This window comes from Sulfobacillus harzensis (assembly GCF_012933365.1).
GTDB lineage: Bacteria > Bacillota > Sulfobacillia > Sulfobacillales > Sulfobacillaceae > Sulfobacillus_B > Sulfobacillus_B harzensis.
In genome coordinates this window covers 1-8,670 of the sequence record NZ_JABBVZ010000125.1, presented here as the reverse complement: position 1 = coordinate 8,670, position 8,670 = coordinate 1, and the positions used below count along the sequence as shown (strand labels likewise).

General features: G+C 58.1%; 6 protein-coding genes. All 6 read right to left on the bottom strand.

The genetic code is table 11. The features are described 5' to 3' along the window. Nucleotides 1-29 precede the first annotated feature (29 nt). The 6 genes from HIJ39_RS19930 to HIJ39_RS19905 all read right to left on the bottom strand — a co-directional run bounded on the left by HIJ39_RS19930 (nucleotide 30) and on the right by HIJ39_RS19905 (nucleotide 8,346). Nucleotides 30-2,282 (bottom strand): hypothetical protein, encoded by a 2,253-nt coding sequence (locus HIJ39_RS19930; protein WP_169102795.1) that lies wholly within the window; start codon nucleotides 2,280-2,282, stop codon nucleotides 30-32. Between the two features lies 1 nt (nucleotide 2,283). Next, a complete protein-coding gene (locus tag HIJ39_RS19925) occupies nucleotides 2,284-4,338 on the bottom strand; it encodes a site-specific integrase (RefSeq protein ID WP_169102794.1) in 2,055 nt (684 codons plus the stop codon). After that, a complete protein-coding gene (locus HIJ39_RS19920) occupies nucleotides 4,335-6,002 on the bottom strand; it encodes a tyrosine-type recombinase/integrase (protein ID WP_169102793.1) in 1,668 nt (555 codons plus the stop codon). Before HIJ39_RS19920 ends, HIJ39_RS19925 begins: the two co-directional genes overlap by 4 nt. Before the next feature lie 148 nt (nucleotides 6,003-6,150). Next, complete coding sequence (locus HIJ39_RS19915) at nucleotides 6,151-6,495, bottom strand: toprim domain-containing protein (RefSeq protein WP_169102792.1); 345 nt, start codon at nucleotides 6,493-6,495, stop codon at nucleotides 6,151-6,153. A gap of 19 nt (nucleotides 6,496-6,514) precedes the next feature. Next, entirely contained in the window at nucleotides 6,515-7,567 is a 1,053-nt protein-coding gene (locus HIJ39_RS19910; protein ID WP_169102791.1) for a heavy metal-binding domain-containing protein, read from the bottom strand. An 11-nt stretch (nucleotides 7,568-7,578) separates the two neighbouring features. Continuing rightward, nucleotides 7,579-8,346, bottom strand: coding sequence for a heavy metal-binding domain-containing protein (locus HIJ39_RS19905; RefSeq protein WP_243239844.1), 768 nt, complete (start codon nucleotides 8,344-8,346; stop codon nucleotides 7,579-7,581). Nucleotides 8,347-8,670 lie beyond the last annotated feature (324 nt).

The following is an 8,670-nucleotide window of genomic DNA, read 5'->3' as shown; positions in this document are numbered from 1 at the left end:
GAATCCGTCTCCTTTACGAGCTCGTAGCATCAGAGTGAATGCGATCTCGGTCGAGGGTTACCCTCATCATACTCCCCTTGCCGACGCCCTTTTTTCATGTGTGTGAGTGCCCTGCAGGGGCATGCGTGTCTCTTTTGAAAAATCATGGTGCGTTGTCCGGTGGTGTGATAGGTTTTCTCGACGGCGCGGCACTCGAAGTAATACAGCATCTCACGAAAGATCTCGACCTGATGCTGATCTTCGGTTCCGGGATCGGGACGGTAGTGGGGGCAATCGCGGCAATGGCCGGGGGTGTGACCACAGTTGAGGAGTAGGGGCGCGGCGCAATTATGGGTATAACCGCCGACGGACAAGAGGGGCAGTGTCCGGTCCGAGTCGCGCAGGGTGCCGGCGAGCTTCCCGCCATTAGCGGTCCATTGAAGCACCTGGTCCACGAGCTGTTTCGCCGCATCCAGCTTCGGGGTCGTTACGGTAAATTGTGAGGCCATGTGTGTCATTGCATCCACGGACACCCCGGCGTCCGACTCCGACCCGGTGTTCGCCCCGGTGGCCTGCCGTGGCCACACACCCTCGTTGAGAATATCCGCGAATTGGGTCACCTGTTCCGCCGGCAGCGTCATCGTATACGGCCGTTTGGAGTCAGGATGAGTATGACCGGCCTGCCGTTCCAACAGCGTATCCTCATCGCCAACAATGCGGCGATAGGTGAGATGCAGCGCACGAAAATTTTGCGGGGTAAAATGGGCACCGCCGTCATCGCTCCACAGCCTGTGCTGGAGGCGTCGCAGCCACGCCCCTACTGACCCTACATCCACAAGATGCGTATTGAATTCATTGGCAAAAAGACGATAGGCGGTCAATCCATCACCATGCCGGTCGCCCGGCGAGGTGATTTTTTCGCGCGGTGCCAACTGTTGAAACTCCCGAACCCAACGAACCGCATCCTCTCGAATGCGGACAGCATGAATCCATTGGAGCGGGGCGCGGTCTGGCATGGTTCGCTTAGTCTTGGTGCGGTGAAAGCGTAGCCAATAGACTCCCTCGCGGTCTTGAACCATCGCATCCTGAAGTAAGTGTAATACTTCCCGGGGGCGGGCGGCCGTGGCTAACAGGAGCAGGCACGCCCGCCGATACCGGAAGTCCATAATCTGGTTTTCATTAAAAAGCGGACTAGTGTCATCAAGGAGTGTGCGAATGAGCGTGTGTGCCTTCGCGGTACTGAACACGGGGCCATGGGCCTTCGGTTCACTACGCCGCACTCGCGGGGCGATATGTTCGAGGTTGAGGGCCGAGTTCTCTGTGCGCTGATACCAGGCCAGCCAATAGCGGACGGCGACGCGGAATATTATGCGTTGGGATCGGGTCGTCCGGTGACTGAGAGCGCGCTGGTAGGCGGACGTCAGGGTCTCCACCGTCAGATCCGTCAGCGCGGCCTCCCGGCACTGCTCCAAAAAGAAGCGGAGATTGTAGGCCAACGCCTGCCAATAATTCGGTGTCACGCGGGACAGGCCGGTGCGGCGTTTGAGTTGTCCGGCGTCATTGCGTTCCTCGATGACAAGCTCCTGGTCGATACGGTCGCGCAACCACCCAAAAACAAAGGTCTTGACGCTCGCTTCGATGGCCGTCGCCGGCGGCAACAATCCGGCCGTCACCCACAGGTTGCGTTCGGCGTCGTAGACCGACAGGTACTCCTCGTCGACGAGGGAGTCCGGATCGCGCCTCAGGAGTTCCCGCAAAGCCACCAGCCCCATGGAGTGAACCGTTCTCAACCGAATGATCGCGACGAGTTTGTCCCAGGTCACCACATCCAATCCTCCCAGACCCGGCTTCAAGGCATAGCCCGCATACCACAGGCTGCGCGCTGCCAAGGCGACCTGTTTCTGGCCATTTGCCACACGTTCTGCTTGCTGAGCTCGCATGGGAAATATCGCAGCGTAGTGCGTTGCCATCAGATCCTCGAGATATTGAAAGTTTGGGAGCATGTCCAAAGATACCGGGGCGACCATCCGCGTCGACAAGGCAAGGCGCACGGGCAGAGCCACCCGCTGCAAGGAGGCCAGTAGGACCACATAGCGTCGTTGCGCGAACGGCAGGGCACGGAATGTCCCCTCGGTCGCCAATTCCGCCAACGGCAACTGCGTGCAATCTTCAACGAGCGGCCACTCGTCTGCAGGCCGGAACTGCGCAAACTCCTGGGGCGTCAAATGCTGACGTATGCCCAAGGCGACACCGCGAAGGCGAGCGCCAGGGGCCTCAACCCGTTTCGTCACCCCATTCGACATGCTATGCTCCTCCTCCCACGCCCAGATGCGTTTGAATCGCTACAGTGATCTGGTTTTCACTATAGCCCAAATGGCGAATCATCTCTGTTAACAAGACGCTCTGTGTGGCGAGTCCCTGCGCTTTCGGGTTGTCGTAGGAGAAATCGCGGCTCCCACGAATCATGGCCGCCATATGGTCGACGAGTCGAGCCAGCGTCCGCATCGCATTCGGCGCATCACCTTTCCCCATGAGAAAGTGGTGGCACGACAGACAGCGGGCCTCGAACTCACATGCCCCCTCCACCATACAGCGACCTACCCCTGTGGGAGAGGGGACCCCAAATCGCGACAAAAACTCCTCGAGGGTCACCTCGTCGGACGCGAGGGCCTGAATGAGGGCGGTGGGCTCGGTGTCGTCCGAGGCCATCAATTCAAATAACCGCCAGATGAAGCGGCCCGCGAGAGTGCCCTCCTCATAGCGGCGAATCATCGCGAATAGCAAGGCATGGCGCGAGAGATTGCTTCGGACATAGCGTTGCGTCATGGCGAGATTATGATGCCCAGCCGCCAGTCGGGCGAGGTCCATGTCGCCCGTCTTTAGCGCAATGTGGGTAATAAGATAGTGGCGATAGGCGTGCGCCTTCCCCTTTTTGTCAGGATGGCCGATAGACGCGGCCACCTGATCGAAAAATCGGTTCGTGGCCACCTCGTTCAGCCGCCAGGGTTTCTCGGACCGTTGAAACAGATGCACGTACGACGCCTCGGCTCGCTCGTTCCACAAGGGGCGGAATTGCTGGTCATGGGCGCGTTTTTGAAGAAACTGCACGGCCTCAATGCCCATTCGGTCCAGAATGGGAAAGTGCCCGTGGCGATGTCTGGCCTTCTCAAGTCCCTCGTAGGGAGTGTAAATCCCGAAAGCTTGTGGCACATTGGGAAGCGGCAACATCGCATTCTCCGCCTGGAGATTGAGCAGCAAGGACTCCCGAATGGGGCACGACGCGATAATCAGCCAAAATGCGCGACACAGGGCTTCTTTGTCATTAGCGGGGCGATAGTGGTAAATCGCATGGGTCATGATCTCCGGAAAATCCGGGTCATCGAATGCGAGTCCATCTCCGGTTGAGGCCTCGACCATGCTCTCGGAATGTACCCGCGCATAGGAATCTTGGGGCCATCGACGGGCAAAATCACGCGGAAAAAACGGATGGACGCCCTCCCCCCATTCAAAAAACCCTTTGATATACGAGAGCCGACTTTCGAGATACTTCGCGGAGAACTCGGTCCCGTCATCGCGGTGTCCCAGGTAATCGAACAGCGCCAGAAAGTCGATGCGGTCCAAAGCCGCCGCGTCGGGATGTCCATGCGCATCTAGCCATCGGAAGAAGTGTTGGATGGCATTGCCCGCCTTTCGCACATAGTAGTCTCGGGCCATGGACCGAACGAGGTGATCCCGATAGTCCCCGGCCACCGTACCCCACCGCGGATGGTCCGTGCATTCGTCAAAACTTGTGCGCTTGGTGACTTTGCCAGCCGTGGTGGTGTATCCGAAGCGAAAGCGGAGGTCACGGAGCGTGTGAACCCCGTAACGCTTGTCTCCGGGTCGAATTTTCGGAGCCCACGCGATGTCGGTTTCGCTGAACTGTCGCATGGGCTTGCCGACCAGGAACACGTGTCTGGCTACCGGGTTGGCGATCCAGTCGCGGTCCCCACACAAATACGCGACGTCGGGTTCCTCGAGCAGGCCCAACGCGATCGCTATCTTCACCATGGAACCTTTGGGGCGAGCGTGAAAATACGCGAGCATATCCTTGCGCCGCTCCTCGACTTCCGGTCCATCGCTCACACAGAATTTTGTCGCCCACGCCCAATACACGATGTATCGAAACTCACCCACAAGGCCGTATTGAATCACGGGGCGTTGCTCGGGGGGCACCTGTAGCCAATCGCCCGGTGTGGGAAACCGTTGCCACAATTCGGCCACGAGCCGCCGGTGGGCATACAGTGCTTGGTTCGACACGTGTAACTCGTCATGAAGAAACCGCAGATAGTCCTCAACATCCACCCATTGCCAACTCATCGGGAATCCTCATCGACTGCACGTTGACTGGCTTGCGATTGCTGCTCGTAGGTATCTGCCATGTGAGCGACCAAGCCGCGCTGCGGGCTGTCGCCGGCTTCCGGCAACCAATGAATATACGTGTTCCGCGTCACCGCAACCGAAGAGTGACCGAGCCACTGTCGGATGTCCTCAAGCGGTCTCCGATAGTGGCGCAGGAGGACGGTCGCAAAGAGATGACGGAACGTGTGGGGACTGTATGCGCGCAAGTCAATGTGCTCCTGACTTTGCACATACAGCGCCTCAGCATACCGCTCAAAGAGGCGATAGACCGTCTTTCGGTCGATAGCCCCTCCGCGCCCCCGATTCGACCCCGACACAAAGAGTCCTCCGTGGTCGTGCCGGACGCCCTGTAGCCGCTCTTGGCGCTGGACGAGCGCCCAATAAAGCAAGTCCGTGAACTCCTCCTGCGTGGGGAAGCGACGCGCCGGATGCGAACCGGCTTCGGTGGGCATTCGATGCGTAATCAGCGGCACCACCCGGTGCGACGCGGGGGTCTTCCATCCGGTCGTAATCACCCAGGTGCCCGCCAACCCGGACTCCTGGACAAACTGGATATCGCCGCGCAGGTTCCGCAGGGAGTCGCGCGCTGCATGATAGTTCGTGAGATCACGCGGCAGCGATGTCGGGTCCAACTGTATGGCAGCAGCTTCCCCCGGCCGCAATCCAAAATACCGCAGCACGGAAAAGAGTAGACGGTCCAGCGGCCGGTTATAGGGATCGAGAAGTTCAAAGAAGGCGTCGGCGTCATCGTCCGTGAAGACCGTGTTGAATCCCACGGGCGTCGCCGCACGATAGGACGCGGCGGGGCCTTCCACTCCGGCATCGCGGGCCAATTTGGCCACGTCGAAGACGAAGAAGGTACGGGGCCCCGCCGTCCCCGCAATTAAGGAGTGGCGAGCCCGGACCTCTTTGACGGGGATCTGCTCGAGCGGCAGACGAGAGAACCGTTTCGTCCGGTTCTGCAAATATTCCAGGTACCGACAGGCGGTAAACAGAATTAGGCCGATGGCACCCGGCGGGAACTCACCCCATTCCCGGGCCTGAAGTCCGTATGACGCGTCCGTCAAGACGCTGAGTTTGCCTTCCATCTGGGCGTGTGCGTTGAGTGGCACCGCTTTGAGGAGGGCCCAGTGGATTCCGTAGGTAGGCACCCCGGTGGCATTGTCAAATCGCACGCGTTTGGGGATGCAACGCAGGTAGTCCGCAAAGGCTTCCAAGATCACTTCTAGAGGATACGGACCACCGGGGTTCAACGGCGAGTCATTCAGTGCGGCCAACGTGGGTTCGAGATCCCACAACATCAAGAAATCCAAAAACTTTTTCAGGTTCTGGGCATGGCGCGCGACCGTGTTCACGCGTCGCCCTTGGTGCAACAAGCTGAGCAAGAAGGAGGTTCCTTCGTGATGGGTTCGATGATCGGGCCGACACAGAGCGATGGCAGTGCTGTTACCGACATGGTGCACGTAGTGCAGGCCATCAATTCTTAGGGACTTATAATAACGGGCGGATCCCACCAATCGCTGGGCGGGATTCACATAATTGACGGTTTTCAAGAGCTCCGGATATCCCAACGTCGCAACACTTCCCGGTTCATCGCGACCCAGGTCCGAACCCTGAATCACGATGTTGCTCCTTTTACCTTAACCGGTAGGAAGTCCAATCTGATAGTTTTAATGCTCAATCTGGGCGCACACATTACTTCACAAACAAGATCAACTCCATAGGTAATAATGATCTAACAAACCAAAACAAGATCAACATATTTGGTTTCTATCGATGTTTAGGAATCGTTTGCTCACCCTCGCGGTCGGCATCTGTCGCCGCTACAATGCGGTCGCACGATCTCAAGAGTTTTTTGACCAGCTGCAAATGGGCCCGGGTCTTGGTGATGGGCACGACCTGAAACGCCTCCGGGAGCATGGGCAAGGTATCCCAGCTCCATCGCTTCCAGGCCGGCTGATAGGCTTCTGGGGCAGCCAAAGTGCCAAGGTGTCCATAGGCCCAGGTCACCACATCCTCCCCAACCGAAACGTACCCATCCTGTTTCTTCGGGGTTCCCAAGACCCGGGCGATGTCCAGCGCAACGCTCGGTTTTTCCGCGATAATAACCCGCATAACTCACCTTCGACTGACCCTAATTGAGGGCGGAGAGAAAAGCGCCGATGTCCTCTTTCTTAAGCCGTCCCTGTCCAATATGCGCCACCCCAGCGCCGGTGGCAAAGAACTCCAGATTGTAGGCGGGAACCTCCGCCACCCCTTCACTGCCATAGGGGAAGAAGGTGCCGTCAATGGTGATCCCGTTGCCCATCATGCCGAATCCCGACAGCCCGTAACCCCCGTAGCCCGCGTAGATACGAAGCTCCGTTTCCTCGATCTCGGTCTTGACGGACACCCCGACAAATCCATCAACCCGTGGCCCTCCGCGCGCATCCACCGCCATTTGCTGAACGGCATATCGGCGCGTGTCGGAAAAGCGCTCAACTACCGGCGTGAGCTCCTGATTGGCAAAGTTCCACATGGAGTTGATGGAGCGGGTGCGGTACCCCACCGGCATGCAATGCCAATGGTAGCCCAAGCAGAATTGGGTTGGCATCCATCCCACCTGCAGCAGTTTATAAAACTCTTCACCGCTTAAAGGACTAATGAGCGGAGACTTGCCCGGCCGAATCCCGTCAAAGGATACTGCCGTGCCAATGACGCTGCACTCCACCACCGTTTGATTGCGTGAAAACGTGAATTTCGCGTCGACGATAGCATGGGCCCCTGCCAAGGCGGCTTCCTGCGACATGCGGTCAACGGCGTCGTTCTTGGCTCGGTAATAGGCATGCACCAGGTTGGCCGCATCGTAGTTGCTGTCCAGATAGATGCGCCCCCCCGAGTCGGTCGCTGCTTGGTAATAGCAGCTTCCCGTGACCTGCACCAAGGGGGTCATCCTGATTTCGTCCGCCAAGTATAAGTCGTTGATGTCCAAGGTGCTCATCCATGGCAGTTGGCCGGAGACCGTTTTTTTCACGCGCGTTTCGGCCGCCTCGGGAATCCCGCCGCGCTCGAGCGCCTCCCGATCGCGACGCATTTGTTCCTCAGTCTCGGCGTTGTACTGACGGAAGGTTCCCTGCAGGGTCTTGCTTAATGCGATCTGGTTGGGATCGGGCTTGTCATTCCCGCTGCCACGTTTAAACCACGGCATACGTGTCCCCCCTAACGCGGATCGTCGAGCGGCAGCACCAGACTGGGAGCGGTGAGCTTCGACTCCTGGAAACGCTTGACGGCCGTGCCGACGGCGAAGAACTCAATGACGTGGGAGCCCCATTGGTGGCTAGACTCGTTGAGGCTCACCCCCACAATACCCTCGGCCTGCAAATCGGCCGCTTCCAGCTGCATTCGCTCCATAGCCAGCTCACGCGCATCGTAGAGGCCTTGGGTGTAGATGGTCATCTCCTGGTTCTGGCCCACTTGACGCAACGCCGCCATCATGCCTTGGTGAGCAATGTGGTACACGCAAGAGCCCATCACCAGGCTGACGGGGCGGTAACCCGTCTTCATCAAAGTCCAGAAGTCCTGACCCGAGAGGTCGGAGGTAAAGGGTTTTCCCTTAATGGTCCGATGACTGGTGCCATCCTTGGCGCGGACGGCGGTGCCAATCGCGATGAATTCGGCCAGATGCTGGCCCCATTCAGCATGCTTTACTTCGAGGCGTACGCCAATGATGCCGTCCGCCTTCAACGCATCGGCTTCTTCTTCCATACGGCTCATGGCCAACTCGCGGGCATTGTACATCGCCTGAGACAGCACCGTCATCTCCTGGTTCTTCGACCAGGCCGATTGTTGATACCCAATATGATAAATGGACGACCCCATCACCAAGCCCAATGGCTCAAATCCGGCTTCGTCCACCAAGACAAATTCATTCACCGTTAAGTCTGATGTAAACACATAATGTCCAGATTCCCGGTTCAAGCGTTCCAACGCATCTTGTGGGATATCCTGATATTGATCGTTATCCGTGACCAGCGCCCCCCTCGTTCAAAAATCCCGGAGGTCAACGCTGCCTCCGGCAGTTTCAGCATAGCAATGACCGTTAGCCATGGAAAGGGATGACGCCAATTTTACTAGCGCGGCCGTATCGTCTTATCCGTCTACCGTTATTTCCGCTGACAAAGATACAGCTTGATCACGGTCGACATCGACGCTGTCGACGTGGTCAAGAAACCGTCCTAGCAGCTTGTGTGCGTAGTCGGTCCGCGATGCCGTCGCTCCGCATGTAGAGTAGCCCGTTAACTCGACCCTCAG